This is a genomic window from Stutzerimonas sp. C6.4V, assembly GCF_058536345.1.
Genome location: NZ_JBZUBM010000001.1, coordinates 413,620 through 437,849 on the forward strand (window position 1 = coordinate 413,620; position 24,230 = coordinate 437,849).

General features: G+C 60.0%; 28 protein-coding genes. 16 read left to right on the forward strand and 12 right to left on the reverse strand.

What is annotated here, in order from left to right:
- The first annotated feature begins 5 nt into the window (after positions 1-5).
- From AC4LFW_RS01935 to AC4LFW_RS01945, 3 genes are all read left to right on the forward strand, one after another.
- Complete coding sequence (locus AC4LFW_RS01935; RefSeq protein ID WP_491817326.1) at positions 6-782, forward strand: amino acid ABC transporter ATP-binding protein; 777 nt, start codon at positions 6-8, stop codon at positions 780-782.
- Positions 783-980: 198 nt separating this feature from the next.
- Positions 981-4,877 carry a phosphoribosylformylglycinamidine synthase gene (purL, locus tag AC4LFW_RS01940; RefSeq protein WP_491817328.1) on the forward strand — a complete coding sequence of 1,299 codons (3,897 nt, stop codon included), beginning with the start codon at positions 981-983 and terminating at the stop codon, positions 4,875-4,877.
- Between the two features lie 205 nt (positions 4,878-5,082).
- Complete coding sequence (locus AC4LFW_RS01945) at positions 5,083-5,400, forward strand: NGG1p interacting factor NIF3 (protein ID WP_491817329.1); 318 nt, start codon at positions 5,083-5,085, stop codon at positions 5,398-5,400.
- Positions 5,401-5,561: 161 nt separating this feature from the next.
- Here the strand turns inward: AC4LFW_RS01945 and AC4LFW_RS01950 are convergent, their stop codons facing one another.
- Entirely contained in the window at positions 5,562-6,062 is a 501-nt protein-coding gene (locus AC4LFW_RS01950; RefSeq protein ID WP_491817331.1) for a L,D-transpeptidase family protein, read from the reverse strand.
- A 26-nt stretch (positions 6,063-6,088) separates the two neighbouring features.
- Positions 6,089-6,643: an NUDIX hydrolase gene (locus tag AC4LFW_RS01955; protein ID WP_491817333.1), complete on the reverse strand. Its 555-nt coding sequence runs from the start codon at positions 6,641-6,643 to the stop codon at positions 6,089-6,091.
- A gap of 214 nt (positions 6,644-6,857) precedes the next feature.
- Here AC4LFW_RS01955 and AC4LFW_RS01960 point away from each other — a divergent pair, with 214 nt between their 5' ends.
- The 4 genes from AC4LFW_RS01960 to purT are packed head-to-tail and all read left to right on the forward strand — an operon-like array spanning position 6,858 to position 9,427.
- Entirely contained in the window at positions 6,858-7,472 is a 615-nt protein-coding gene (locus AC4LFW_RS01960) for a CoA pyrophosphatase (RefSeq protein ID WP_491817335.1), read from the forward strand.
- A gap of 2 nt (positions 7,473-7,474) precedes the next feature.
- Positions 7,475-7,999, forward strand: coding sequence for a gamma carbonic anhydrase family protein (locus AC4LFW_RS01965; RefSeq protein WP_491820094.1), 525 nt, complete (start codon positions 7,475-7,477; stop codon positions 7,997-7,999).
- Positions 7,996-8,187, forward strand: coding sequence for a DUF1289 domain-containing protein (locus AC4LFW_RS01970; protein ID WP_491817337.1), 192 nt, complete (start codon positions 7,996-7,998; stop codon positions 8,185-8,187). Before AC4LFW_RS01965 ends, AC4LFW_RS01970 begins: the two co-directional genes overlap by 4 nt.
- Positions 8,188-8,245: 58 nt before the next feature.
- Entirely contained in the window at positions 8,246-9,427 is a 1,182-nt protein-coding gene (purT, locus tag AC4LFW_RS01975; protein WP_491817339.1) for a formate-dependent phosphoribosylglycinamide formyltransferase, read from the forward strand.
- 25 nt (positions 9,428-9,452) lie between these two features.
- Here the strand turns inward: purT and AC4LFW_RS01980 are convergent, their stop codons facing one another.
- Both AC4LFW_RS01980 and AC4LFW_RS01985 read right to left on the reverse strand, forming a co-directional pair.
- Positions 9,453-10,739: an HlyC/CorC family transporter gene (locus AC4LFW_RS01980; RefSeq protein ID WP_491817340.1), complete on the reverse strand. Its 1,287-nt coding sequence runs from the start codon at positions 10,737-10,739 to the stop codon at positions 9,453-9,455.
- Positions 10,740-10,749: 10 nt separating this feature from the next.
- The gene (locus tag AC4LFW_RS01985; protein ID WP_491817342.1) at positions 10,750-11,550 is read right to left on the reverse strand and encodes a cytochrome C assembly family protein; all 801 of its coding nucleotides are present in this window, start codon (positions 11,548-11,550) and stop codon (positions 10,750-10,752) included.
- 255 nt (positions 11,551-11,805) lie between these two features.
- On the opposite strand from AC4LFW_RS01985, the gene ffh reads away from it, so the two are divergent.
- From ffh to rplS, 5 genes are all read left to right on the forward strand, one after another.
- Positions 11,806-13,185, forward strand: coding sequence for a signal recognition particle protein (gene ffh / locus AC4LFW_RS01990; protein ID WP_491817344.1), 1,380 nt, complete (start codon positions 11,806-11,808; stop codon positions 13,183-13,185).
- Positions 13,186-13,339: 154 nt separating this feature from the next.
- Positions 13,340-13,591, forward strand: coding sequence for a 30S ribosomal protein S16 (rpsP, locus tag AC4LFW_RS01995; protein ID WP_491817346.1), 252 nt, complete (start codon positions 13,340-13,342; stop codon positions 13,589-13,591).
- Between the two features lie 4 nt (positions 13,592-13,595).
- Positions 13,596-14,132, forward strand: a complete 537-nt coding sequence (gene rimM / locus AC4LFW_RS02000; RefSeq protein ID WP_491817348.1) for a ribosome maturation factor RimM — start codon at positions 13,596-13,598, stop codon at positions 14,130-14,132.
- Positions 14,133-14,137: 5 nt separating this feature from the next.
- Positions 14,138-14,890: a tRNA (guanosine(37)-N1)-methyltransferase TrmD gene (gene trmD / locus AC4LFW_RS02005; RefSeq protein ID WP_491817350.1), complete on the forward strand. Its 753-nt coding sequence runs from the start codon at positions 14,138-14,140 to the stop codon at positions 14,888-14,890.
- A 44-nt stretch (positions 14,891-14,934) separates the two neighbouring features.
- The gene (rplS, locus tag AC4LFW_RS02010; protein WP_021208319.1) at positions 14,935-15,285 is read left to right on the forward strand and encodes a 50S ribosomal protein L19; all 351 of its coding nucleotides are present in this window, start codon (positions 14,935-14,937) and stop codon (positions 15,283-15,285) included.
- Positions 15,286-15,366: 81 nt separating this feature from the next.
- Here the strand turns inward: rplS and AC4LFW_RS02015 are convergent, their stop codons facing one another.
- The 5 genes from AC4LFW_RS02015 to AC4LFW_RS02035 all read right to left on the reverse strand — a co-directional run bounded on the left by AC4LFW_RS02015 (position 15,367) and on the right by AC4LFW_RS02035 (position 18,184).
- Positions 15,367-15,717 carry a HopJ type III effector protein gene (locus AC4LFW_RS02015; RefSeq protein ID WP_491817352.1) on the reverse strand — a complete coding sequence of 117 codons (351 nt, stop codon included), beginning with the start codon at positions 15,715-15,717 and terminating at the stop codon, positions 15,367-15,369.
- A complete protein-coding gene (locus AC4LFW_RS02020) occupies positions 15,714-16,007 on the reverse strand; it encodes a DUF1244 domain-containing protein (RefSeq protein ID WP_491817354.1) in 294 nt (97 codons plus the stop codon). The genes AC4LFW_RS02015 and AC4LFW_RS02020 overlap by 4 nt, the downstream gene beginning before the upstream one ends.
- A gap of 344 nt (positions 16,008-16,351) precedes the next feature.
- Positions 16,352-16,726 (reverse strand): dihydroneopterin triphosphate 2'-epimerase, encoded by a 375-nt coding sequence (folX, locus tag AC4LFW_RS02025; protein WP_491817356.1) that lies wholly within the window; start codon positions 16,724-16,726, stop codon positions 16,352-16,354.
- Positions 16,727-16,740: 14 nt separating this feature from the next.
- Complete coding sequence (folM, locus tag AC4LFW_RS02030) at positions 16,741-17,451, reverse strand: dihydromonapterin reductase (protein ID WP_491817357.1); 711 nt, start codon at positions 17,449-17,451, stop codon at positions 16,741-16,743.
- A 94-nt stretch (positions 17,452-17,545) separates the two neighbouring features.
- Positions 17,546-18,184 (reverse strand): PilZ domain-containing protein, encoded by a 639-nt coding sequence (locus AC4LFW_RS02035; protein WP_491817358.1) that lies wholly within the window; start codon positions 18,182-18,184, stop codon positions 17,546-17,548.
- A gap of 248 nt (positions 18,185-18,432) precedes the next feature.
- On the opposite strand from AC4LFW_RS02035, the gene AC4LFW_RS02040 reads away from it, so the two are divergent.
- Both AC4LFW_RS02040 and AC4LFW_RS02045 read left to right on the forward strand, forming a co-directional pair.
- The gene (locus AC4LFW_RS02040) at positions 18,433-18,885 is read left to right on the forward strand and encodes a flavodoxin (RefSeq protein WP_491817360.1); all 453 of its coding nucleotides are present in this window, start codon (positions 18,433-18,435) and stop codon (positions 18,883-18,885) included.
- A 102-nt stretch (positions 18,886-18,987) separates the two neighbouring features.
- Positions 18,988-19,764 (forward strand): class II aldolase/adducin family protein, encoded by a 777-nt coding sequence (locus AC4LFW_RS02045; RefSeq protein ID WP_491817361.1) that lies wholly within the window; start codon positions 18,988-18,990, stop codon positions 19,762-19,764.
- On the opposite strand, the gene AC4LFW_RS02050 is transcribed toward AC4LFW_RS02045, so the two are convergent.
- From AC4LFW_RS02050 to olsB, 3 genes are read right to left on the reverse strand one after another with little or no spacing between them, the layout of a single operon-like run.
- Positions 19,761-20,339 carry an acyl carrier protein phosphodiesterase gene (locus tag AC4LFW_RS02050; RefSeq protein ID WP_491817363.1) on the reverse strand — a complete coding sequence of 193 codons (579 nt, stop codon included), beginning with the start codon at positions 20,337-20,339 and terminating at the stop codon, positions 19,761-19,763. The two genes, AC4LFW_RS02045 and AC4LFW_RS02050, sit on opposite strands and share 4 nt — an antisense overlap.
- 39 nt (positions 20,340-20,378) lie before the next feature.
- The gene (locus AC4LFW_RS02055) at positions 20,379-21,149 is read right to left on the reverse strand and encodes a lysophospholipid acyltransferase family protein (RefSeq protein ID WP_491817365.1); all 771 of its coding nucleotides are present in this window, start codon (positions 21,147-21,149) and stop codon (positions 20,379-20,381) included.
- Between the two features lies 1 nt (position 21,150).
- Entirely contained in the window at positions 21,151-21,897 is a 747-nt protein-coding gene (gene olsB / locus AC4LFW_RS02060; protein WP_491817367.1) for an L-ornithine N(alpha)-acyltransferase, read from the reverse strand.
- 539 nt (positions 21,898-22,436) lie between these two features.
- On the opposite strand from olsB, the gene AC4LFW_RS02065 reads away from it, so the two are divergent.
- Both AC4LFW_RS02065 and AC4LFW_RS02070 read left to right on the forward strand, forming a co-directional pair.
- Positions 22,437-23,597 carry a phospholipase D-like domain-containing protein gene (locus tag AC4LFW_RS02065; RefSeq protein WP_491820095.1) on the forward strand — a complete coding sequence of 387 codons (1,161 nt, stop codon included), beginning with the start codon at positions 22,437-22,439 and terminating at the stop codon, positions 23,595-23,597.
- A 46-nt stretch (positions 23,598-23,643) separates the two neighbouring features.
- The gene (locus AC4LFW_RS02070; protein WP_491817369.1) at positions 23,644-24,225 is read left to right on the forward strand and encodes a DJ-1/PfpI family protein; all 582 of its coding nucleotides are present in this window, start codon (positions 23,644-23,646) and stop codon (positions 24,223-24,225) included.
- Positions 24,226-24,230 lie beyond the last annotated feature (5 nt).

Sequence of the window (24,230 nt, forward strand, 5' to 3'; positions counted from 1 at the left end):
CACCTATGAATGAAACAGTCTTGAGTTCTCAGCAGGCCGGGCAAACCGGTGAATCCGTCATCCAGATGCAGGGCGTGCATAAATGGTACGGGCAGTTCCATGTGCTCAAGGACATCAACCTGAACGTCACACAGGGCGAGCGCATCGTTCTCTGCGGGCCGTCCGGGTCGGGCAAATCCACCACCATCCGTTGTCTTAATCGGCTGGAAGAACATCAGCAGGGTCGCATCGTCGTCAATGGCGTGGAGCTGACCAACGACCTCAAGCAAATCGAGGCGATCCGCAGCGAAGTCGGCATGGTATTCCAGCATTTCAATCTTTTTCCTCATCTGACCGTGCTGCAGAACTGCACGCTGGCGCCCATGTGGGTACGCAAGATGCCCCGGCGCCAGGCAGAGGAGATCGCGATGCATTACCTGGAACGGGTGCGTATTCCAGAGCAGGCCGACAAGTTTCCAGGGCAACTCTCGGGTGGCCAGCAGCAGCGGGTCGCGATCGCCCGTGCGCTGTGCATGAAGCCGAAGATCATGCTGTTCGACGAACCAACCTCGGCGCTGGACCCAGAGATGGTGAAGGAGGTGCTCGACACCATGGTCGGGCTCGCGGAAAGCGGTATGACCATGCTCTGTGTCACCCACGAGATGGGGTTCGCGCGCACCGTCGCCGACCGGGTGATCTTCATGGACAAGGGCGAGATCGTGGAGGAGGCCGATCCCGATACCTTCTTCACCAACCCCGTCAACGATAGGACCAAGCTGTTCCTGAGCCAGATATTGCATTGAAGGGAACTAGAAGCTTGAAGTCTGAAGCTGGAAGCTCGAAGTGAAAGCGGCAAGCGCTTGACGGTAATGCAGCGTTTGCCCTCCCACTGATCCAGCTTCCAGCTTCCAGCTTCCAGCTTCCAGCAGGCTTAGCCTCGGACGCCGTCATGGGCTAGAATACGCGGCCCGACTGCTCCCCCTTCCGAGGCTGTTCCGACGATGTTGATCCTGCGCGGCGCTCCCGCTCTTTCCGCCTTCCGTCACGGCAAGCTCCTGGCGCAACTGACCGACAAGGTCCCCGCTGTCAGCGGGCTGTATGCCGAGTTTGCTCATTTCGCCGAGGTATCCGGCACACTTGGCGCGGACGAGCAGCAAGTGCTGGCCCGGCTGTTGAAATATGGCCCCAGCGTTCCGGTTCAGGAGCCTTCCGGTCGACTGTTTCTTGTCATCCCGCGATTCGGCACCATCTCGCCCTGGTCGAGCAAGGCCAGTGACATCGCTCGCAATTGCGGTCTCGACAAGGTCCAGCGCCTCGAGCGCGGCATCGCCTACTACGTGGGCGGCGAGTTCTCCGCGGCCGAGGCCGAGCAGATTTCCACAGCACTGCATGACCGCATGACCCAACTGGTGCTTCAGCGCTTCGAGGAAGCGCAAGGGCTCTTCAGTCATGCGCAGCCCAAGCCATTGACCGCCGTTGATGTCCTGGGTGGTGGTCGGGCGGCGCTGGAGCGGGCCAACGTAGAGCTGGGGCTGGCGCTGGCCGAAGACGAGATTGATTATCTGGTGACCAGTTTCACTGGCCTTGGGCGCAACCCGCACGACATCGAACTCATGATGTTTGCCCAGGCGAATTCGGAGCATTGCCGCCACAAGATCTTCAATGCCAGTTGGGACATCGACGGCGAAAGCCAGGAAAAGTCCCTGTTCGGCATGATCAAGAACACCTTCCAGCTGCACGGCGAAGGTGTGTTGTCAGCCTACAAGGACAACGCTGCCGTAATCGTCGGCAACGTGGCGGGTCGTTTCTATCCGAACCCGGACACAGGCGAGTACGCGGCCAGCCAAGAGCCCGTGCATATCCTGATGAAGGTGGAAACCCATAACCACCCGACTGCCATTGCGCCGTTCCCTGGCGCGGCCACCGGTTCCGGTGGCGAGATTCGTGACGAGGGGGCTACAGGTCGCGGCGCCAAACCAAAGGCCGGGCTTACCGGCTTTACCGTTTCCAACCTCAATATCCCGGGCTTCGAGCAGCCGTGGGAAATGCCGTACGGCAAACCCGAACGCATCGTTACGCCGCTCGACATCATGATCGAAGGCCCGCTGGGCGGTGCAGCGTTCAATAACGAATTTGGCCGGCCCGCACTCAATGGCTACTTCCGCACCTTCGAGCAGGCGATCAGTACGCCACGAGGCGAGGAAGTGCGCGGCTACCACAAGCCGATCATGCTGGCCGGTGGGATGGGCAATATTCGGGAAGATCACGTGCAGAAGGCCGAGATTTCGGTTGGTGGCAAGCTGATCGTACTCGGCGGCCCCGCCATGCTGATCGGTCTCGGCGGTGGTGCTGCCTCGTCCATGGCCACCGGCAGCAGTTCGGCAGATCTGGATTTCGCTTCGGTACAGCGCGACAACCCGGAAATGGAGCGCCGTTGTCAGGAGGTCATCGACCGTTGCTGGCAGCTGGGCGAGAACAACCCCATCAAATTCATTCACGATGTGGGGGCGGGTGGCCTTTCCAACGCCTTCCCCGAACTCGTCAACGACGGTGGTCGAGGTGGCCGTTTCGAGCTGCGCCAGGTACCCAACGATGAGCCCGGCATGGCCCCGCACGAGATCTGGTGCAACGAATCCCAGGAGCGCTACGTGCTTTCGGTCGACGCGGCCGACCTCGAGCGTTTCGAAGCGATCTGCAAGCGTGAGCGCTGCCCGTTCGCCGTTGTTGGCGAAGCCACCGCCGAGCCACACCTGAGAGTGTCTGACAGTCATTTCGCCAACAATCCGGTCGATATGCCGCTCAACGTTCTGCTTGGCAAAACGCCGCGCATGCACCGCAGTGCCGCTCGAGAAGCGGAACTGGGTGATGATTTTGCCGCAGGTCAGGTTGACATCTGCGAGGCAGCCGCGCGCGTGCTGCGTCACCCGGCGGTGGCCAGCAAGAGCTTCCTCATCACTATCGGAGACCGCAGCATCACTGGCATGGTGGCCCGTGACCAGATGGTTGGCCCGTGGCAGGTCCCGGTGGCGGACTGCGCCGTGACGGCCACAAGTTATGACGTCTATACAGGCGAAGCCATGGCGATGGGCGAGCGCACGCCGCTGGCGCTACTCGATGCGCCTGCATCGGGACGTATGGCCATTGGCGAAACCCTGACCAATCTGGCGGCCGCGCGTATCGAGAAGCTGTCCGACATCAAGTTGTCCGCCAACTGGATGGCGGCAGCGGGACATCCCGGCGAAGACGCACGCTTGTACGACACCGTCAGGGCTGTCGGCATGGAGCTGTGCCCGGCGCTGGGCCTCACCATTCCGGTCGGCAAGGACTCCATGTCGATGAAGACCCGCTGGAGTGAGGAGGGCACCGAAAAGAGCGTGACCTCACCGCTGTCGCTGGTGGTGTCCGGTTTTGCCCCTGTGGTCGACATCCGCCAGACGTTGACCCCGCAGCTGCGCCTGGACAAGGGCGAAACCGACCTGATCCTCATCGATCTTGGCCGCGGCCAAAACCGCATGGGTGGTTCGATCCTGGCGCAGGTATATGGCCGGATGGGGCGGCAGGCACCTGATGTGGATGACGCTGAGGACCTGCAGGCATTCTTCGCGGTCGTTCAGGGGCTCAACGCAGATGGCCTGTTGCTGGCCTACCATGACCGTTCCGACGGCGGCCTGCTGACAACCGCGTTGGAAATGGCGTTCGCAGGCCACTGCGGCTTGAACATCCGGCTGGACGGCCTTGCCGAGGGAGCCGAGGAGCTTCCTGGCGTGCTGTTCAATGAAGAGTTGGGCGCACTGATTCAGGTGCGTCAGGGCGACTCGGCGGTGGTACTGGCACAGTTCAGCGCAGCCGGCCTGGCCGACTGCGTCTCGGTCATCGGTCAGCCGATCAACAACAACCATGTCGCGATCACCTTTGGCGGCGCCGATGTATTCAGCGGCGATCGTCGTTTGCTGCAGCGCCAATGGTCGGAAACCAGCTACCAGATCCAGCGTTTGCGGGACAACGCCGACTGCGCGGACCAGGAATTCGATGCCCTGCTGGAGGAGGACAACCCCGGCCTGAGCGTGCATCTCGACTTTGACGTCAACGAGGATGTGGCCGCGCCTTACATCAAGCGCGGCGTGCGGCCTGAGGTGGCAATCCTCCGTGAGCAGGGCGTCAACGGGCAGACCGAAATGGCTGCAGCCTTCGACCGGGCCGGCTTCGCCGCGGTAGACGTGCACATGAGCGACATCCTTTCGGGGCGCATCAGCCTGGAGCGTTTCAAGGGGCTGATCGCCTGTGGCGGTTTCTCCTATGGCGACGTGCTGGGCGCCGGCGAAGGCTGGGCCAAGTCGATTCTGTTCAACGGTCGTGCCCGCGAAGACTTCAGTGCCTTCTTCGATCGCAAGGACAGCTTCGCATTGGGTGTGTGCAACGGTTGCCAGATGCTCTCCAACCTGCACGAACTGGTGCCAGGCAGCGAGTCATGGCCGCACTTCGTGCGCAATCGCTCCGAACAGTTCGAGGCGCGTGTGGCCATGGTCCAGGTTCAGGAGTCGCCCTCGATCTTTCTCCAGGGCATGGCCGGATCCCGTCTGCCAATCGCCATTGCCCATGGCGAAGGCCACGCGGAGTTCGAAAGCGAAGAAGCGTTACTCGAGGCCGACCTCTCCGGTACCGTGGCGCTGCGTTATGTCGACAATCACGGCAAGGTGACGGAGCGCTATCCGGCCAACCCGGGCGGCTCACCGCGCGGGATTACCGGTCTCACCACTCGTGATGGCCGGGTGACCATCATGATGCCTCATCCAGAGCGCGTATTTCGGGCCGTTACCAACTCCTGGCGCCCCGATGAGTGGCAGGAAGACGGTGGCTGGATGCGTATGTTCCGCAATGCGCGGGTCTGGGTGGATTGACCGATCCAGGGTAGGAAGAAGCTCGAAGCGCGCAGGCGATTCGGGCTTTTTTCGTTTCTGTGACCGAGAGCCTGCCAGGCGATGAACCAAGCGCTGGTACCCGCGTCTGAGTTCAACTGGAAAGCAGCGATATTCCGGGTTTGGGTTATCTGGTTTCAGTGGGGCAATGGCTGCCGCTGACTGTGGATTCTGTGCGGAGAAGTCGATGTACAAACTGTGTTTCTATGTTCCGGAGAGCCATCTGGACGCAGTCAAGAAAGCGGTTTTCGCAGCGGGGGCCGGCCGTATCGGCGCCTATGACAGCTGCTGTTGGCAGGTTCTCGGGCAGGGGCAGTATCGCCCCCTTGAAGGGAGTCAGCCCTTTCTCGGCCAGCTTGGGCAGGTCCAGTCCGTATCGGAATGGAAAGTGGAACTGGTCGTTGCGGACGAGCTGATCCATGACAGTGTCAAGGCGCTCAAACGAACCCACCCTTACGAGACTCCAGCATTCGAGGTGTGGCGCCTGTCGGACATGCAGTTTTGACGACGTGTCGTTGGCTGGGTACTGATTGGCAGCTCAGGGCAAATTTATCTATCTTGGGAGTGCCGCTCCCCACGCTGGTCAGCTGTAGGCGCTTCGACTGGTTGCCGCAGCCTGGCAGCTGGTGACAACGACCTGCTGGGGCCTGCCAGGCCAGAGATCCTTCAAGGACGGATCTCGATCAAGGTGCCGTCCTTGACCAGGTTCCAGATTTCGCGCATGTCGTCGTTTTTCAGGGCAATGCAGCCTTCAGTCCAGTCGAGCGTGTGGAAATACCATTCCGGGTACTCTTCATCGATGGGCGTCCCGTGCAGCATGATCATGTTGCCAGGCCGTGCGCCTTCGCCTCTGGCTCGGGCCAGGTCTTTGGCGTTCGGGTAGGAGATGTGCATCGCCAGGTTGTACTTGTCGGACTGCTTGCGCCAATCGATCCAGTAGAAACCCTCGGGGGTGCGCTGGTCGCCTTCGCGCAGCTTGGGGCCCGCCTGCTTGCCCAGGGAGACACGATAGCTTTTCATGCTGACGCCGCGGCTGATCAAGTGAAGCTTTCGTTCGGACTTGACCACCAGCACCTTGTCGATGAACGCGCCGTCCAGTGTTGGAGCTGCGGTTGCGTGTGAAAGGGTGGCAAACGTGAAGCAGACAATCGCTAACAGCCAGCGCATTGGGCTATTCCTGAATCCAGACTGCATCAGACCTGTTTGCGGGCCACCCGCATTGGTTCGATGGCCTCGTTGCGCACCGGGAAGGTCTGCTGCACCCGGTCGGCGAAGAAGTATTCTAGGGTACGGCCGACAGTCGGAAAAGCCAGCTCTGACCAAGGGATGTCGGCTTGCTTGAACAGCCTGACTTCGAGTGTTTCGTCCCCGGCGCGAAAGCCGTTGTCGACCAGTTCGGCTCGGAAGAACATGTACACCTGATTGATATGTGGAAGGTCGAACAGCGTATAGAGCTGCAGAGCCGTCACTTTTGCGCAGGCTTCTTCTCGTGTCTCCCGCTCTGCAGCCTGTTGAACGGTCTCGCCGTTTTCCATGAATCCGGCTGGCAGGGTCCAGTACCCACGTCTCGGCTCGATCGCTCTCTTGCAGAGCAGGACCTGACCATCAAGAACAGGCAAGCAGCCTGCGACTATGCGCGGATTCTGGTAATGGATGGTTTCACAGGCGCCACAGACGAAGCGGAGGCGGTTATCACCCTCGGGGATCATCTCGGTTATGGTGCCGCCGCACTGGCTACAGAATTTCATTGCGATTCCTTCGTTTCGACCGATTGAACTGAACCAGAGCGCTCCGCAGGCTGGTCATTGCTGAGAGCGGGCAGGTCCCGAAAGGTTTCGGCGTTCGGGGCGGCAGCTCCATCGCTTCGCCTGCGCTGGCTCTGCCAGGTTTGGACTTTTTTCTGTCTTGGGCAGGTTGCTGATTCATGCCATGATGCCAGGCAAAGACAGAACGAGAAGATCCATGCTGGACAAGATTCTCCAACGGGTGCGTGACTACTCTCCGCATCTTCTGGAGCCGGAGGGCTGGATGCCCGAGGCGGCGGTATTGATGCCGATCACTCGCGGGGATTCGCCGGAGCTGGTACTGACCCTCAGGGCCAGCGGCCTGTCTACGCACGGCGGGGAGGTTGCCTTCCCCGGAGGTCGCCGTGATCCGGAAGATCGGGATCTGGTCCATACCGCGTTACGTGAAGCCGAGGAAGAGGTAGGTCTGGCGCCGGGCATCGTCGAGGTCGTGGGGCCGCTGAGCAGCCTCGTGTCGATTCATGGCATACATGTCACGCCCTTCGTTGGCATCGTCCCGGATTACGTCGAGTACCGAGCTAATGACGCCGAGATCGCATCGGTGTTTTCCGTGCCGCTTGATTTCTTCTGTCATGATCCTCGGGAAGTTACGCACCGAATCGATTATCAGGGGGGCGCCTGGTACATCCCGTCCTATCGCTACGGGGAGTACAAGATCTGGGGCCTGACGGCCATCATGATCGTCGAGTTGGTAAACCTGGTCTATGACGCCCGCATCGAGATGCGCCGCGCGCCCGCCACCTATATCGATCTGAGCCAGAAGAGGTCATGACTGTGAAATATCGCCTGGGTGATTCCCGTGTCGAAACCCATCCAGAGAGCTGGGTCGCCCCAAACGCTACCCTGGTCGGCAAGATCCGCCTGGATGCAGGCGCCAATGTATGGTTCGGCGCCGTGCTCCGGGGAGATAACGAGCTGATCCACATCGGTGAGAACAGCAATGTTCAGGATGGCAGCGTCATGCACACCGATATGGGCTTTCCGTTGAGCCTCGGAAAGGGAGTGACGGTGGGGCACAACGCGATGCTGCATGGCTGTAACGTCGGTGACTTCAGTCTGATCGGTATCAATGCGGTGGTTTTGAATGGTGCCCGCATCGGCAAGTACTGCATCATCGGCGCCAACACACTGATTGCCGAGGGGAAGGAAATCCCTGACGGCTCTCTGGTTGTCGGCTCCCCTGGGAAAGTGGTGCGTGAGTTGACCGAACAGCAGAAGAAAATGCTTGAGGCCAGCGCCGCACATTACGTTCATAACGCACAGCGCTACGCCCGCGATCTGGCGGAGCAGGACGATTGAGCGTTCAGGACAAGCCGGTTGCCTCTCCTTGCGTCAGCATCTGTGCACTGGACGAGAATGACCTCTGCACTGGCTGCCAGCGCAACATCGACGAGATTCGCCGTTGGGGCCGCATGGACAATGCCGAGCGGCGCGAAGTGCTGATGCGTACCCATGAGCGCGCCAAGGCGGCTGGGCTTCTTCTTTGAGCCCGTGGGGCTACGTGATAGGCGTCCGCTGAGATTTGTCTGAGAAGCGAGGAATACCATGCCTACAATCGGCACCCCGTTGTCCACCAGTGCTACCCGTGTCCTGCTCTGCGGTTCGGGCGAGCTTGGCAAAGAGTTGGTCATAGAGCTTCAGCGCCTGGGCGTCGAAGTCATCGCAGTAGACCGCTACGCCCATGCACCTGCAATGCAGGTGGCTCATCGGCACCATGTCATCGATATGCTTGACGGCGCCGGGCTGCGTGCGGTCATTGAGCGGGAACGACCTCATTTTATCGTTCCCGAGATCGAAGCGATCGCGACGGCGACTCTGGTCGAGCTGGAATCCGAAGGCTATACGGTGATCCCGACGGCCAAGGCAGCGCAGCTGACCATGAATCGCGAGGGGATCCGCCGCCTGGCTGCAGAGGAGCTTGGGCTGCCGACGTCACCTTATCGGTTTGCGGACTCGCTGGACGAATGCCGCGAGGCGGTATCGACGCTGGGTTTCCCCTGCCTGATCAAGCCGGTCATGAGTTCCTCCGGCAAAGGGCAGTCGGTATTGCGCAGCGAGGCCGATGTCATCGGGGCATGGGAATATGCGCAGGCCGGTGGCCGTGCCGGCAAGGGTAGGGTCATCGTAGAAGGCTTCATCGATTTCGATTACGAGATAACCCTGTTGACGGTTCGTCACGCTGGGGGATCCGCCTTCTGCCAACCAATTGGTCATCGCCAGGAGAAAGGCGATTACCAGGAGTCCTGGCAACCGCAACCAATGTCGCCAGGAGCCATGGCGGAGGCCGAGCGGATCGCCTTGGCGGTTACCGACGCCCTGGGTGGACGAGGCATCTTTGGTGTCGAGCTGTTCGTCAAGGGTGACACGGTGTGGTTCTGCGAAGTCTCCCCGCGACCGCATGACACTGGGCTGGTGACCTTGATTTCCCAGGATCTCTCCGAATTCGCCTTGCACGCTCGGGCTATCCTGGGTCTGCCGATCCCTGCGATCCGCCAGTTGGGGCCAGCCGCATCGGCGGTCGTGCTGGTGGAGGGGGAGTCGACCTGCGTGCGTTTTGGCAACCTCGCCGCTGCCCTGGCTGAGCCGGATACCGCCTTGCGTCTGTTCGGAAAGCCAGGGGTAACTGGTCAGCGGCGGATGGGTGTGGCGCTGGCTCGGGATCATTCGATCGATGCCGCACGAGGCAAGGCGCTGCGCGCGGCGTCGGCGATCACAGTCGAACTCTAGTCCCGGCGCAGCGGAACGCCGGGCTTCATGGGGTCTCGCGCGGCTCCTCGGCGGGGCTATCGACTACCCAGGCACGAACACTTCTAACCCGATTGTCTGCCGCTTGCAGGATTTCCAGGCGGTACTGGCCGATCTGCAGGCAGATGCCACTGTCGGGGATGTGCTCAAGCGCTTCGGTAATGAGTCCGTTTAGGGTCTTTGGGCCGCCACAGGGGAGTTCCCAGCCGAGGGCGCGGTTTACCTCGCGCAGGTATGCCGCGCCATCAATGACCAGCGTGCCGTCTTCCTGTGGATGGATGTCCGGGCTGCGCAGTGCGTCCTGATTGCTGAATTCACCAACGATTTCTTCGAGAATGTCTTCCAGCGTAACGATGCCCAGCACGTCACCGTATTCATCCACAACGATGCCGATACGGCGCTTCTGTTTCTGGAAATTGAGCAGCTGGGTGGACAGCGGTGTGCTCTCGGGTACGAAGTAGGGCTCGTTGCAGGCGTTCAGAAGGTTCTCGCGCGTGAGCTGATCATGGCTGAGCAGGCGCGCGATCTGTCGCATGTGCACGATTCCCTCGATCTGGTTGATGTCCTTGCGGAAAACCGGCAGGCGCGTATGGGGCGTGGTGCGCAATTGGCTGACGATGGTTTCCAGGTCGTCGTCGAGGTCGATACCGGCGACCTCGTTGCGAGGAATCATGATGTCGTCAACGGTGACCCGCTCCAGGTCGAGAATGCCGAGCAGCATGCTTTGCCGGTTCTTCGACATGTCGCTTCCGGATTCACGGACGACGCTGCGCAGCTCCTCGGTAGAAAGGCTGTCGTTGCCCTTGCTGGACAGGTCGACTCCCAGCAGCTTGAGCAGGCCATTGCTGATCCAGCTGAGCAAGGCGACCAGCGGGTAGAGGACTTTTTGCAGCATGAGCAGAGGCAGGCTAACCGGGTAGGCAATCACCTCGGGGCGTAATGCTGCCAGCGTCTTGGGTGTGATCTCGCCAAAGATAAGCAGGGCGATGGTCAGTCCGATGGTCGCGATGGCGATTCCGGCTTCTCCCCACAGTTTGATTGCCAGAACTGTGGCAATCGATGAAGCAAGAATGTTGACGAAATTGTTGCCGACCAGAATGGTGCCGAGCAGCCGGTCAGGTCGGGCCAGCAGTTCGCTGGCGCGTTTTGCGCCGCGATGTCCTTCCTTGGCCTGATGGCGGAGGCGATAACGGTTGAGGCTGAGCATTCCGGTCTCGGAGCTGGAGAAGAACGCCGAGCAAAGGAGCAGGAATACCAGCAAGCCGACCAGAAAGCCTGGGTGTAGATCTTCCACGTAGGCTGCCCTAGATGTGCAGGATGAATTCGCGGACCAGCTTGCTGCCGAAATAGGCCAGCATCAGCAGGCAGAAACCGGCCAGCGTCCAACGGATAGCCTTATAGCCGCGCCAGCCCAGCTGATGACGCCCCCACAACAACAGGCCGAACACCACCCAGGCGACAACCGACAGCAGGGTTTTGTGAACCAGATGCTGCGCAAAGAGGCTTTCTAGAAACAGCCAGCCGGTAATGAGTGATGCCGAAAGCAGCAGCCAGCCGGCAAGCAGGAAGGCGAACAGCAAGCTTTCCATTGTCTGCAGCGGGGGGAAGTTCTTGATCAGCCCGGACGGGTGCTTATGCTTCAGATGATGGTCCTGCAATAGGAGCAGCAGTGATTGGAACACTGCAATGGTCAGCATCCCGTAGGCAAGTATCGAGAACAGGATATGCGCCAGGATCCCAGGCTCTTCGGTTATCGCCGGGGCGGTACCAGATGGTGCGAACTGTGCAAAAAGAACCGTCAGACAACCTAGTGGGAAGAGCAGCAGCAGAAGATTCTCAACTGGCATCCGGTACAGAGCCAGAAGAATCAGCAGGATGACAGCCGCAGCGATCAGACTCGATGCGTTGAAGAAGTCGAGATGCAGGCCGCTTGGGGAGAGCAGTTGGATAAACAGGCTGATGCTATGTGCTACAAGCGCCAGGGCACCCAGCGCGAGTAGCAGGCGCCTGTCCGGCACGGTGCGTTGTGCCAGGCGCAGGCCTTGATATCCGGTGACGCCAGCATAGAGGCAGGCGGCAGCTAAGCTTGGTAGCAGAGGATGCATAGGTCTTTCAATGGGCTCGAAAGGCGCTGAGTGTGGCACAAACACCCGGCATGCAAAAGCGGGCGACGCGAGGGCGGGAAGAGCGCTGCGGCGCCTGGCCTTTGCGCGTATGCGCAGGCCTCCCTGCAAGAATGGACGGATGCACGATGCGCCTGTGTGCATGCTCAGATGAAAAGCATCGACACCGGGGTACCGGCGCGGGGGGTGCAGCTTCTATAATTCGCGCCTTAACCACAGTCAGCGTGGAACCGACACATGTTTGAGAACCTAACCGATCGCCTCTCGCAAACGCTTCGCCACGTGACCGGCAAGGCCAAGCTGACCGAGGACAACATCAAAGACACGTTGCGTGAAGTGCGGATGGCGCTGCTCGAGGCTGACGTTGCCCTGCCTGTGGTCAAGGAGTTCGTAGCCAAGGTCAAGGATCGCGCCGTTGGCACTGAGGTTTCCAAGAGTCTGACCCCTGGGCAGGCGTTCGTGAAAATTGTCCGCGCTGAGCTCGAAGAGCTGATGGGCGCAGCCAACGAGGATCTGTCGCTTAGCGTGGCGCCGCCGGCGGTGGTTCTGATGGCCGGTCTGCAAGGCGCGGGCAAGACCACGACGGTGGGAAAACTCGCCCGGTTCCTCAAGGAGCGCAAGAAAAAGACAGTGCTGGTGGTTTCCGCTGACGTCTACCGTCCCGCCGCAATCAAGCAGCTTGAAACCCTGGCAGCCGAAGTTGGCGTGACGTTCTTTCCTTCCGATACCAGCCAGAAGCCGGTTGAAATCGCCCAAGCCGCGATCCGTGAAGCCAAGCTCAAGTTCATTGATGTGGTGCTGGTGGATACCGCCGGTCGTCTGGCAATCGATGCCGAGATGATGGCCGAGATCCAGGCCGTGCATGCGGCAATCAAGCCGGCCGAGACATTGTTTGTCGTCGATGCCATGACCGGACAGGATGCCGCCAATACCGCCAAGGCGTTCGGTGATGCGTTGCCGTTGACTGGCGTTGTGCTCACCAAAGTGGATGGTGATGCCCGGGGCGGCGCCGCGTTGTCGGTTCGCCATATTACCGGCAAGCCGATCAAGTTCCTCGGCATGGGTGAAAGAAGCGATGCGCTGGAGCCGTTCCATCCCGATCGTATCGCGTCGCGCATTCTGGGCATGGGGGATGTGCTCAGCCTGATCGAGCAGGCCGAGCAGACGCTGGATCGCGAGAAAGCCGACAAGCTCACCAAGAAACTCAAGAAAGGGAAGGGCTTCGATCTCGAAGACTTCCGTGATCAGCTGCAGCAGATGAAAAACATGGGTGGCCTCGGTGGCCTGATGGACAAACTGCCGGCGATTGGCGGCATGAATCTGTCCCAGATGGGCAACGCTCAGGGGGCGGCTGAAAAGCAGTTCAAGCAGATGGAAGCGATCATCAACTCGATGACGCCGGCCGAGCGGCGCAATCCCGACATAATCAGCGGTTCGCGCAAGCGTCGTATTGCCATGGGCTCCGGTACGCAAGTGCAGGATATTGGTCGCTTGATCAAGCAACACAAGCAGATGCAGAAGATGATGAAAAAAGTTACAGGCAAAGGCGGCATGGCCAAGATGATGCGCGGGATGGGCGGTATGCTCCCTGGCGGGGGAGGAATGCCCAAGTTCTAAGCGCCGGGCGCGCCTTTCGCCCGGTCGCACCGGCCTGTATCTCTTTTTGAAAAAGCCATTTGCAAAAATCCGGATATTCCTTAGAATATGCGGCCTTTCGGGCCTTGGGCCCTGCACTCAGTTTTGCTGTACCGACTACAGGAACGATGTTCACATGGTAACTATTCGTCTCGCCCGTGGCGGCTCCAAGAAGCGCCCTTTCTATCACCTGACCGTGACCAACAGTCGCAATCCGCGCGATGGTCGCTTTGTCGAGCGTATCGGCTTCTTCAACCCGATCGCTGCAGGTGCGGAAGTTAAGCTCTCCGTCAACCAGGAGCGCGCCAACTATTGGCTGAGCCAGGGCGCACAGCCGTCTGAGCGTGTTGCTCAGCTGCTGAAGGAAGCTGCCAAGGCTGCTGCCTAATTACATGAACACCACGTCTGCTCCGGCCGAGGATCTGATCGTTATCGGCAAGATCGTTTCGGTGCATGGCGTGCGAGGTGACGTAAAGGTTTATTCCTTTACCGACCCTATCGACAACCTGTTGAATTATCGACGCTGGACGCTGAGGCGAGGCGCGGAAGTCAAACAGGTTGAGCTGGTCAAGGGGCGCCTGCAAGGCAAGATCCTGGTGGCTACGCTGACCGGGCTGTCGGATCGGGAGGAAGCGCGTACCTACGCTGACTTCGAGATCTGCATCCCGCGTAGCGAATTGCCTGCGCTGACCGGCGACGAATACTATTGGTACCAGCTTCAGGGCCTGACGGTCATCAACCAGCTTGGGCAACTGCTCGGTCGGGTCGATCATCTGCTCGAAACCGGAGCCAACGACGTACTGGTGGTCAAGCCGTTCGACGGCAGCCTCGATGATCGTGAACGTCTGCTGCCCTATACCGATCAGTGCGTCATGGCAGTAGACCTGGACGCAGGTGAGATGCGCGTCGAGTGGGATGCGGACTTCTGACCGACATGTCCAGTTTGCGTGTCGATGTGATCAGCTTGTTCCCGGACATGTTCGCTGCCATCCGTGACTATGGCATCACCAGTCGTGCGGTAAAGCATGGGTTGCTCCAGTTGCATTGCTGGAACCCCCGAGCTTATACCGAGGATCGTCATCAGACAGTTGATGACCGCCCCTTTGGCGGCGGTCCCGGCATGGTGATGAAGATCAAGCCGCTGGAATTGGCGCTCGCGGATGCTCGGCAAGCGGCAGGTGACAAGGCCAAGGTGATCTACCTTTCGCCCCAGGGACGTCAGCTTAAACAGGCTGATGTGCGGGAGCTGGCGAAAGGGCAAGGGCTTATCCTCATTGCAGGTCGGTATGAAGGTATCGACGAGCGTTTCATCGAGACGCATGTCGATGAGGAGTGGTCGATTGGGGATTATGTGCTGTCAGGCGGTGAACTGCCGGCCATGGTGCTGATTGATGCGGTGACCCGCTTGCTTCCAGGGGCGCTGGGGCATGCTGATTCTGCCGAGGAGGATTCGTTTACTGACGGCCTGCTCGACTGCCCGCACTACACGCGACCGGAAGTGTATGCGGATAAACGTGTTCCTGAGGTGCTGCTCAGCGGTAACCATGAACACATCCGGCGCTGGCGTTTACAGCAGTCCCTCGGAAGGACCTGGGAACGTCGCGCTGATCTTCTGGATAGCCGCTCGCTTTCTGGAGAAGAACAGAAGCTGCTGAAGGAATATCTCCATCAGCGGGACGATAGTTAACGTATCGATGGCAGGCCAGAAAGGCGTGTCTTAGGAGCAATAGCATGACCAACAAGATTATTCAGGCGCTCGAAGCCGAGCAGATGACCAAAGAACTCCCCCCGTTCGCCCCTGGTGACACCGTGGTTGTCCAGGTCAAGGTGAAGGAAGGTGAGCGTGAGCGTCTGCAGGCCTTTGAAGGCGTCGTGATCGGCAAGCGTAACCGCGGCCTGAACAGCGCTTTTACCGTGCGCAAAATCTCCAATGGCGTGGGCGTAGAGCGTACCTTCCAGTACTACAGCCCGATGGTCGACAGCCTCAGCGTCAAGCGCCGTGGTGATGTTCGCAAGGCCAAGCTGTACTACCTCCGTGCACTGTCCGGCAAGGCCGCGCGTATCAAGGAAAAGCTTTCCTAAGCAAAGCGTTCCTCACCAAAGAAAGCAGCCTGATGGCTGCTTTTTTTTGCTGCGCAAACCTGGCGCTATCCTTCTTTCAGGTCAATCAGCCTGTTGCTTTCGAGTCAGCGGCTGCTGATCGAAGCGCACCCCAGGCAACCCCGTTTCCATCAGGGCGCGGATGTTGCGGTGATCGGTCCCGCCGGGCGTGGCCAGCACCGACTGATAATGCTCACCAAATGACAACAGGGCTTCTTCGGTGGTAAACCCTTCGAGTACGGCAAGGCCCAGTGTCTTGCAGGAACCCTCATTTTCACCGGCCGCATTTTCAACGCTACCGTTGTGAAACTGGCTGGGTTGATAGTCGTAATGACTGGAAATGAAGGCTAGCGTATCGCTGAACGGATGGTTGCGGTTGCGCAGCCTGGCGCGAAAGTCGGAAACGCTGGTCATGGCTTCTGGCTCTTGTCGAAGGCAGCCTGCTGCTCGGGTGTAGCTTCCTTCTGGTAACGCTTCTTCCAGTCGGCGTAAGGCATCCCATATACCTCTTCTCGGGCCTGGTCGATGGTGACGTCGATTTCCAGGTCATCGGCAGCGGCCTTGTACCACTTCGACAGGCAGTTGCGGCAAAAGCCAGCGAGGTTCATCAGGTCAATATTCTGCGCGTCCGGGCGACTGCGCAGATGCTGTACGAGGCGGCGGAAGGCGGCAGCTTCGAGTTCTGTACGTTCTTGATCATTCATGGCGTAGGTCTCTGTATTGCAGACGTGGGCGGATCATACCCTTGGCTCCTCGCTGCCTGCCAGACATGAGCGAGGAGCTTTAGGCCACCATTCCTCTTCTCTTGGCGTGCCGTCGTGATAGCTGCTCAGTAACAGAGGAGGACAAGTGATCGGAAAGCGCCGTTGGATCATCGCGAAGGCTACCTGTCGGCACCTGCCTAAAACCTGACGAGCCTGCACTGCGCAGCCACGAAACCGCCTGCATTCTTAACGCGCCTGGCCGCTGGGAGCATCCGGCACAGGCGTATGGCTGCCAGCAGTGGCGCTCGCGCCATGATGGCCATCTGGCAGAGATTGAAGCAGGTTCAGTCGCGGTGGGCGGCGAGGGTGATCGATACGGATTCGGCAAAGCGCAGGGCGTGCGGCTTGTCGATCTCGACCTCGGCGTAGCGCACCTGCGAGTGTTGCATCACGAGGTCCAGAACCTCCTGGGTCAGGCGTTCAAGCAGGGCGAAGCGGTTGTCCTCGACGTGCTTGATGATCGCCTTGGTAATGGTGCGGTAGTTCAAGGCGTGCTCGATATCGTTGTCCCGTACCGCATCGGTAGCGGGATAAAGCATCGTCAGATTGATCAGTACATCCTGCTTGTTGAGGACTTCCTCTTCCTTGATGCCGATGAAGGTGCGCAGTCGAAGGTCTTTGACGCAGATACGCGCCATGGCGGGTTCCAATCGGGGCATGGGTGTCCTTTTGATTAGAGCAGGTGACGGCCACCGTTTACGGTAAGCGTGGTGCCTGTGAGGTACGGGTTGTCGAGCAGGTAGCGAAGGCTTTGGTAGATGACTTCGGCACCCGGCTCGATACCCAGTGCGGATTTCGCCAGTGCCTTGCGCCGATAGGCCTCGTCGTCGCCTTCGTTGAATTGAATAAGGGCCGGTGCGATCCCGTTGACCTTGATCGCTGGCGCCAGGCTTGCGGCGAAAGACAGCGTCAGGTTGTCCAGGCCGGCTTTGCTGGCGGCATAGGCGATGTGTTTCCTGCTTCCGACGCGGGTGACATCATCGCTGATATGAATGATGTCCGCTGGGCCACCATGCCGAAGCAGGTCGGCGCAGTTGAGGTTGATCAGGTAAGGCGCAAGCATATGGATGCTGAACATGCTCTGAAAAACCTCGGCCTCTTTCCCGGGCCTTTCGATCTTCCAGTCGGATGCGTTGTGCACGATCGCTCGCAGTGTCTGCGTATGCGCCTTCAAGGTTTCGATGAATGCGTCAATACCGGCGGTACTGCTGAAGTCGGCAGGAAGGGTAAGGGCGCCGCGTTCCCGCAATCGTTCAAGAGAGGCTCTTGGAGTCCGGTAGCTGATGATCACCGGTTGGCCTTCATCGAGCATTCGCTCGGCACAGTGCAGGCCGATACGCTGGCTGGCGCCTGTGATAAGAATCGGAGCTGCAGGCTGGGTCATGGTGTCATTGCTCAGTGGCCGCATCGCTGCGCAGCTTACCAGCATGATGCGAGCCGCTCTATGCCGGCCCGGCAAAGCCTTGGCTTCAGCGGGCCTAGGGGTCCTCTGCGCGCATTTCGGCTGGAAGCTCAGGCTGCAGCTCGGGGTGCAGGCGCTGATGCTCCTGGTAAAGATAGGAGCGGATGCGTTCAGCATCCTTGTCCAGCGGGTATTCCACCTCGTAGGCTGTCATGCCGCCTTCGGCATCACGGATCCGCCGCGCGTCGATCTTGAATGAAGCCTCGCCCGGCAAAGCGAGGCGCAAATGCAGGAACTTGGGCGCCTTGTGCTTGGGGCCGGTATCGACCAGCAGGCCGTTGGGTGAGAGTTCGTGCACACTCAGGGTGGTTTCGTGACCCTCATCCGAGAGCAGTGGCAGGGGCTCATCGAGGTGTAGCCGCCAAGCGCGCAACACCGGGCCGCGCTCGTAAATGGTTGGCGGCGCCAGCTGCAACTGGAGGCTGTGAAACTCGTCTTCACGAAGTTGCAGCGGGAAGGACATGCAGTAGTTTTCCAGCTCCGCCTCAAGCGTCAGATTGGCTTTAGCCGCAAGCTGCAGCAGCAAACCATTGGCGCGCTCGCCCCCGTCGACCCGAAAGCCTGAGTGGCTTTCTCCGGGTTCGGCTGAGCTGCTGCCGACGAGCTTGTTGATATAAGCCAGTTCGGCACTGGTGAGGACGGTCTTTTCCGCCATGATCGATTTCCTTCTCAAGGGCAGCAGGGTAGGCCTACCCGCGCCTTCTGTCGCTCCGGTGTCAGTGACGGTGCCCAGCCGCTGCGAGAGTTGGGGCCTGGACCGATTGCGACAGCGCTTGGGTCGTCCGGTTCCACACCGGGGCAACGTGCATGACCCGATCCGGAGCCAAGTGTAGATATGCAGTGGCATGCCGGATGTGTCGAATGCGGCATAATGTCCAACTTCTATTCGCAATGGAGCCCACCATGAAAGTCGCCATCCTCTCCGGCACTGTTTATGGCACTGCCGAAGACGTCGCCCGTCATGCGGCCGGTATCTTGAAGGAAACGGGTTTCGAGACCTGGCATGATCCTCGTGCTCAACTTTCGCAGATTCAGGCTTTTGCCCCGGATGCTCTGTTGTTTGTCACTGCCACTACCGGTATGGGGGAGTTGCCGGACAGCCTGGTTCCCCTGTATTCGACGATTCGCGAGCAGTTTCCTGCCTGGCAGGGCCTGCCTGGCGGCGTGATCGCTCTGGGTGATGCGAGCTACGGCGATACCTTCTGCGGCGGCGGTGAACTGATTCGCGAGCTGTACGCCGAGCTGGGTGTGCGCGAGGTGGTAGATATGCTTCGCCTGGATGCCAGTGAAACGGTCACGCCCGAGAGTGACGCCGAGCCCTGGCTGGAGCGCTTCGCCGTCGCGCTGCGTGGCTGAGCGTCTGTCTCGTCGGCCATCAGGCTGGCTTCAAGGGAAACTCTAGGGTGGCCTCGGCAACGCTAGACTTCAGGCACGGAAAACAAAAACAAGAGGTGCTTCGTGAATGCTCTACATGCCATCCAATCGCTGAAACATCAGGTCAGTACTGCTGAGTGGCAGACTCGCGTCGATCTTGCTGCCTGCTACAGGCTAGTCGCTTTGTATGGCTGGGACGACCTGATCTTCACCCATATTTCGGCGAAGATTCCTGATACCGACGAGTTCCTGATCAACCCATACGGCCTGATGTTTCATGAGATCACCGCGTCCAGCCTGGTCAAGATCGATCTGGCGGGCAACAAGCTCATGGATTCGCCGTACGATATCAATCCGGCCGGCTATACCATTCACAGCGCCGTGCATGAAGTGCGCCATGACGTGGCCTGCGTCATGCACACCCATACCGCTGCTGGGGTCGCGGTGTCGGCACAGAAACAAGGGTTGCTGCCGATCAGTCAGCAGTCGCTGTTTGTGCTGGCCAGCCTGTCAACCCATGGCTATGAGGGCGTTGCGCTGAATCATGACGAGAAGACGCGTTTGCAGGCGGATCTCGGCGAGACCGGGTTCATGCTTCTGCACAACCATGGGCTGATGACCTGCGGGGCGAGCGTCGCCGATACCTTTCTGATGATGTTCATCTTCCAGCGTGCCTGTGAAGTGCAGGTCATGGCCCAGACCGGCGGCGCCGAGCTGATTCCAATCCCACCGCAGATACTTGCCGGGGCCAAGGCAATGGCTGCAGGCGTAACCCGGAGCAAGGGCGGGATGGGCGGTGCCCTGGCCTGGCCTGCGCTGCTGCGCAAACTCGACCAGCAAAGTCCGGGTTACGACAGTTAAGGCCGGTTGCTGCGTTGGGCGAAAGCTTGCAGTTGCGGGTAAAACTCAAGGAAGTCCCCGCGCAGCGGTTCATACAGCTTTTCCAGCTCCGCCACGCCGCCGAGCAGCCCTTCCGGGCGCGATAGGCGGCGGCTCATGCCAGCGACCACCTGCTCCATGACGGCGAAATCCCGATAACTGCCAAGCCAGTCCTGGGCGACCATACGCGGGGCGATCAGCGCCAGCTTTCCCGGCAGCTCGGCTTCATCGTTCAGCACCTGGTAGACATGGGCGGTGAATTGCCCCAGGGGCATGCTTGAATAATCACGCCATCCGGCGGCCAGACAGTGATCGAAGAACAGGTCGACCAGAATACCGGCGTAGCGACGCCGCTCGCTGGGAAAGCGCAGCTTGGCCTGTAGCACAAGCGGATGGCTGTCGGTGTACGCATCGATCTGCCGATGAAGGCGGATACCGGCTTCGATGTCGGCGGGCCAGCGGTTTTCCAGGCGGCCCTTGACGAAGTCTCCGTAGAGACTGCCAAGCAGCTCACCGGGGCGTGAGCCGCCGAGGTGAAGGTGTGCTAGATAATTCATGATGCCAGTCTAGCAGTGCTCGCTTGCACCAGGCTTGCATCAGGCTGCGGATGCTAATGGCTGCGGCGAGCTTTGCAGCGCTCCGGTTATAACTTCATGGCAGCGTCTGGCGAGCGGGTTGCGTTGCGTTCCTACAGTCAAAATAGGCGAAAGTAGCTTGATTTCGACCACGGCGGTGTCTTCGCGCAGCATCCTGAACAGATGGGATAGCAGATCGTCGTCGCCGATGAAGGGCGCTATCGGGTCGACAGCGTCTTCGCGTAGGTAGCGGATGGCCACTGGCTGGACCGGTACGCCGGCGTCGATAGCGCAGCCCAGCAGCCGTGAATGGAAGGTGCGTACGGATGTGCCGTCTGTGGTGGTGCCTTCCGGAAAGATCAGCAGATTGCGGCCCTGTTTGAGTTCGTCAGCCAGTAGTTGAGTCAGTGTCGAGCTGTCACCGCTCCCCCGTTGAATGAACTGCGTCCCGGCTTCCTCTGTCAACCAGCCGACAAGCGGCCATTTGAGAATGTCAGCTTTGGCCAGGAAGGTCATGGGCCGTAACATTCCCAGAAAAGGGATATCGCTCCAGGATAGGTGGTTGGCGACCCACAGCATCGGACGATCCGGAAGCTCCCCAGTCATGCGGACTTCAAATGGCAATGCCATCGCCAGTCGCGCCAGGAACCAGCGGCACAGCCGCTGGCGCGAGGCTTGCGACGGCCTGGGACCCAACAGGGTACGCAGCCGGAGTCCACTTGCCAGCACCAGGCCGAACGCCACAACCGCTATTATTCTGGCCAGCCGCAGGTAGAGCCTGAATCGCTGCATATCAGACCGCTGCCTTGAAATGCCGGGCGTAGCGTGGGCACAGCTCGTCGCGCTTGAGCAGAATGAACAGGTCGGCGACCTGGAACTCCGGGTCCCAGCACGGCTCACCACAGATCTTGGCACCCAAGCGCATATATGCCTTGAGCAGCGCAGGCGTCTCGGCGGTGACATTGTCCGGTAGCGCCAGTTCTGGCAGCGGGTTCTTTGGTCGGGCGTGCAGCAATTCGGTGGACAGATGCCGCTCGCGTAATCGCTGCATGATGGCTTGGGCCTGGATGCCACCGTCGCGCATGGGAATACTGGCGCAACCCATAAGATACCGGTAGCCGCCCTGGTTCAGCACATCGGCCAGTTCGGCCCAGAGCACGGCGATGGTGGCCCCGTTGCGGTAGGCGGGGTGCACGCAGGTTCTACCGATTTCCAGGATCGGCCCTTGCAGCTCGGTCAGGCCCTGCAGATTGAATTCGCCTTCGCTGTAGAACTGTCCCAGCCGGAGCGCGGTCAGGTTATCGAGCAAGCGGGTTGTCGCGACCAGCTCGCCGGTGCCAAGGTCCCGCACGCCGATGTGGCTGCAATGCGCATCGAAATCGTCGCTATCCAGTCCCGCTTCGGCTCCGTGCATTCGTGCGCCAAACTCACCGCTGAAAACCTGATAACGCAGCGCCTGAGCTTCACGCAGCGCATCGTCTCCACACAGGCGCACGGCCTGCAGTTGCCGCGTCATGCGGGGAAAGGCAAGGGTGGTCATGCTTTGTCTCCTGGTAAGCCCTGGCAGTGGCAATGCATTCGGAGCGCATGGTTATTGTCGTTGGCGTTCCGTCAGTTTCCGATGTCAGAGGCTAGGCGGCGGCAGTGTCACGGTTGTTACGACTGGATGATGCTTGGATGACGGCCGTTTTCGCTGTAACGACTGGGCCCGCCTGACAGCGCTCGGTTTGCATTGCGCCTTGACGGCTCTGGCCGAGAGCCGCAATAAGGGCTGGGTCGAAGCTGCAATGCCATTGGTTGAACGCGGGACCAAGGCGCCGGCAACCGGGTCGGAGTCGTCTCGATGTCGCTGGAACAGGCTTGACCTTGTGTCCATACCGTCTGAAACCAGCGATCCGGGAACTCTGCGCGACGGCGCGGACCTATAACAGGCGTGCCATCATTGCTTGCGGCACAGACTGCCGATATCGGCAGCATATGCGGCGACAGGCCGATGCTTACCTGGACAAGGATTTCAATGTCTCTCAGCTGTATCTCTTCTTGTTTTCCCGCATGGCTGGCCCGAGGCGCGCGCGCATGATGCTCGCGGGCGAGGTGTTTTCATGGCGTGAGGGCAACCGTTTCCGGTTGCTGCTCGACGGCCCTCGGTTCTTTCCACAGATCCTGCAGCGTATCGATGCTGCCGAGCAGCGTGTTGACGTTGAGCTCTATCTGGTTGAAGACGGGCTCTGTTCGGATCGGCTTGTCCAGTCGCTTGTCGATGCAGCTCAGCGTGGCGTGCGCGTACGCTGCCTGTTCGATGGCTTCGGTTGCCTCAAGCTCGGCCAGAAAGCGCGCCAGCGCATGCTCGATGGGGGCGTCGAGCTGCGCCAGTACAATCCGCTGAAGCTTCGGCTGAAGTTCCGCAACCTCCACCGCGACCACCGAAAGCTGATCCTGATCGATGATCGGTGCTGCTTTGTGGGCGGAGCCGGTGCGACTGACGAGTTCTGGAACCCGGACAAGCCGGATGAGCATTGGCACGAGGCGATGGTTGAGATATCCGGGCCGTTGGTCGCGGACTGGCGCAGCTTGTTCGAGGCCCAATGGACGCTGTGTCTGAAGCGCCGCATCTGGCAATTGCCGCTGCCACAGCAATCGCCGAGGATACCGGCAGCGCCGGATATGGTTGATGGACTGGGGCGGGTCGCCTATTCCGCAGCGCGCCAGCATCGCGACATTCTCCACAGCCTGTTACGCAGTCTGCGACGTGCTGAACGGCGAATCTGGCTGGCGACGCCTTACTTCCTGCCCACTGGCCGGGTTCGTAGAGAGCTCATGCGTGCGGCGCGACGTGGCGTAGAGGTCCGCTTGCTACTGACCAGCCGCAACACCGATCATCCTTCGGTGCGATATGCCGGGCAGCGTTTCTATCCACGGCTGTTGCGCGCAGGCGTGCGGATTCATGAATATCAGCCACACTTTCTGCACCTGAAGCTGGTGCTGGTCGATGACTGGGTCAGCGTAGGGTCGTGCAACTTCGACCACTGGAATCTGCGCTGGAATCTGGAGGCGAATCTCGAGGCGGTCGATTCGCACCTGAGCGCCAGCGTAGCGGAAAGTTTCGAACATGACTTCAATCAGAGCCTAGAGATCGACCTGAGGCAGTGGCACGCGCGTCCTCTCTATCTGCGGCTGTATCAGCGCCTGTGGGGGCTGCTCGACAGGCTCGTGATCAACATCTTCAACCGAAGCGGCTAGCCGGGCTGGCTGGCCTTGAATATCCATCTCAAATAGGAGCGTTCCGATGGCTGCGAAGAAGATTCTCATGCTGGTTGGCGACTATGTCGAAGACTACGAAACCATGGTGCCCTTCCAGGCGCTGCAGATGGTTGGGCATGTTGTGCATGCGGTTTGCCCGGACAAGAAAGCCGGCGACACGGTGCGAACCGCGGTCCATGACTTCGAAGGCGACCAGACCTACAGCGAAAAACCGGGGCACAACTTTGCGCTGAATTTCGATTTCGATGCGGTAAAAGCTGAAGACTACGATGCCCTGGTAGTGCCCGGTGGCCGTTCGCCGGAATATCTGCGTCTGAATGCAAACGTGATTGGCCTGGTCAAGGCATTCGGCGAGGCCAAAAAGCCGATCGCAGCGGTCTGTCATGGTGCCCAGCTGCTGGCTGCGGCCGATGTGCTTCAGGGGCGTGCGTGCAGTGCCTACCCGGCGTGTGCGCCTGAAGTGAAGCTGGCGGGCGGCGAGTTCGTCGATATAGGCGTCGACCAGGCGCATACCGAGGGCAACCTGGTGACCGCGCCGGCCTGGCCAGCGCATCCGGCTTGGCTGGCCGCATTTCTTGAGCTGCTCGGCACGCGCATCACCCTGTAAGATGC

Coding starts and splice junctions, on each gene's coding strand:
- ffh (WP_491817344.1), top strand. CDS start 11,806: ATGTTTGAGAACCTAACCGATCGCCTCTCGCAAACGCTTCGCCACGTG.
- purL (WP_491817328.1), top strand. CDS start 981: ATGTTGATCCTGCGCGGCGCTCCCGCTCTTTCCGCCTTCCGTCACGGC.
- purT (WP_491817339.1), top strand. CDS start 8,246: ATGCCTACAATCGGCACCCCGTTGTCCACCAGTGCTACCCGTGTCCTG.
- AC4LFW_RS02015 (WP_491817352.1), bottom strand. CDS start 15,717: ATGACCAGCGTTTCCGACTTTCGCGCCAGGCTGCGCAACCGCAACCAT.
- AC4LFW_RS01985 (WP_491817342.1), bottom strand. CDS start 11,550: ATGCATCCTCTGCTACCAAGCTTAGCTGCCGCCTGCCTCTATGCTGGC.
- AC4LFW_RS02040 (WP_491817360.1), top strand. CDS start 18,433: ATGAAAGTCGCCATCCTCTCCGGCACTGTTTATGGCACTGCCGAAGAC.
- AC4LFW_RS01950 (WP_491817331.1), bottom strand. CDS start 6,062: ATGCGCTGGCTGTTAGCGATTGTCTGCTTCACGTTTGCCACCCTTTCA.
- AC4LFW_RS02065 (WP_491820095.1), top strand. CDS start 22,437: ATGCTCGCGGGCGAGGTGTTTTCATGGCGTGAGGGCAACCGTTTCCGG.
- trmD (WP_491817350.1), top strand. CDS start 14,138: ATGTCCAGTTTGCGTGTCGATGTGATCAGCTTGTTCCCGGACATGTTC.
- rplS (WP_021208319.1), top strand. CDS start 14,935: ATGACCAACAAGATTATTCAGGCGCTCGAAGCCGAGCAGATGACCAAA.
- AC4LFW_RS02050 (WP_491817363.1), bottom strand. CDS start 20,339: ATGAATTATCTAGCACACCTTCACCTCGGCGGCTCACGCCCCGGTGAG.
- AC4LFW_RS02070 (WP_491817369.1), top strand. CDS start 23,644: ATGGCTGCGAAGAAGATTCTCATGCTGGTTGGCGACTATGTCGAAGAC.
- AC4LFW_RS01960 (WP_491817335.1), top strand. CDS start 6,858: ATGCTGGACAAGATTCTCCAACGGGTGCGTGACTACTCTCCGCATCTT.
- AC4LFW_RS02020 (WP_491817354.1), bottom strand. CDS start 16,007: ATGAATGATCAAGAACGTACAGAACTCGAAGCTGCCGCCTTCCGCCGC.
- folX (WP_491817356.1), bottom strand. CDS start 16,726: ATGCCCCGATTGGAACCCGCCATGGCGCGTATCTGCGTCAAAGACCTT.
- AC4LFW_RS01945 (WP_491817329.1), top strand. CDS start 5,083: ATGTACAAACTGTGTTTCTATGTTCCGGAGAGCCATCTGGACGCAGTC.
- rimM (WP_491817348.1), top strand. CDS start 13,596: ATGAACACCACGTCTGCTCCGGCCGAGGATCTGATCGTTATCGGCAAG.
- olsB (WP_491817367.1), bottom strand. CDS start 21,897: ATGACCACCCTTGCCTTTCCCCGCATGACGCGGCAACTGCAGGCCGTG.
- AC4LFW_RS01935 (WP_491817326.1), top strand. CDS start 6: ATGAATGAAACAGTCTTGAGTTCTCAGCAGGCCGGGCAAACCGGTGAA.
- rpsP (WP_491817346.1), top strand. CDS start 13,340: ATGGTAACTATTCGTCTCGCCCGTGGCGGCTCCAAGAAGCGCCCTTTC.
- AC4LFW_RS02055 (WP_491817365.1), bottom strand. CDS start 21,149: ATGCAGCGATTCAGGCTCTACCTGCGGCTGGCCAGAATAATAGCGGTT.
- folM (WP_491817357.1), bottom strand. CDS start 17,451: ATGACCCAGCCTGCAGCTCCGATTCTTATCACAGGCGCCAGCCAGCGT.
- AC4LFW_RS01955 (WP_491817333.1), bottom strand. CDS start 6,643: ATGAAATTCTGTAGCCAGTGCGGCGGCACCATAACCGAGATGATCCCC.
- AC4LFW_RS02035 (WP_491817358.1), bottom strand. CDS start 18,184: ATGGCGGAAAAGACCGTCCTCACCAGTGCCGAACTGGCTTATATCAAC.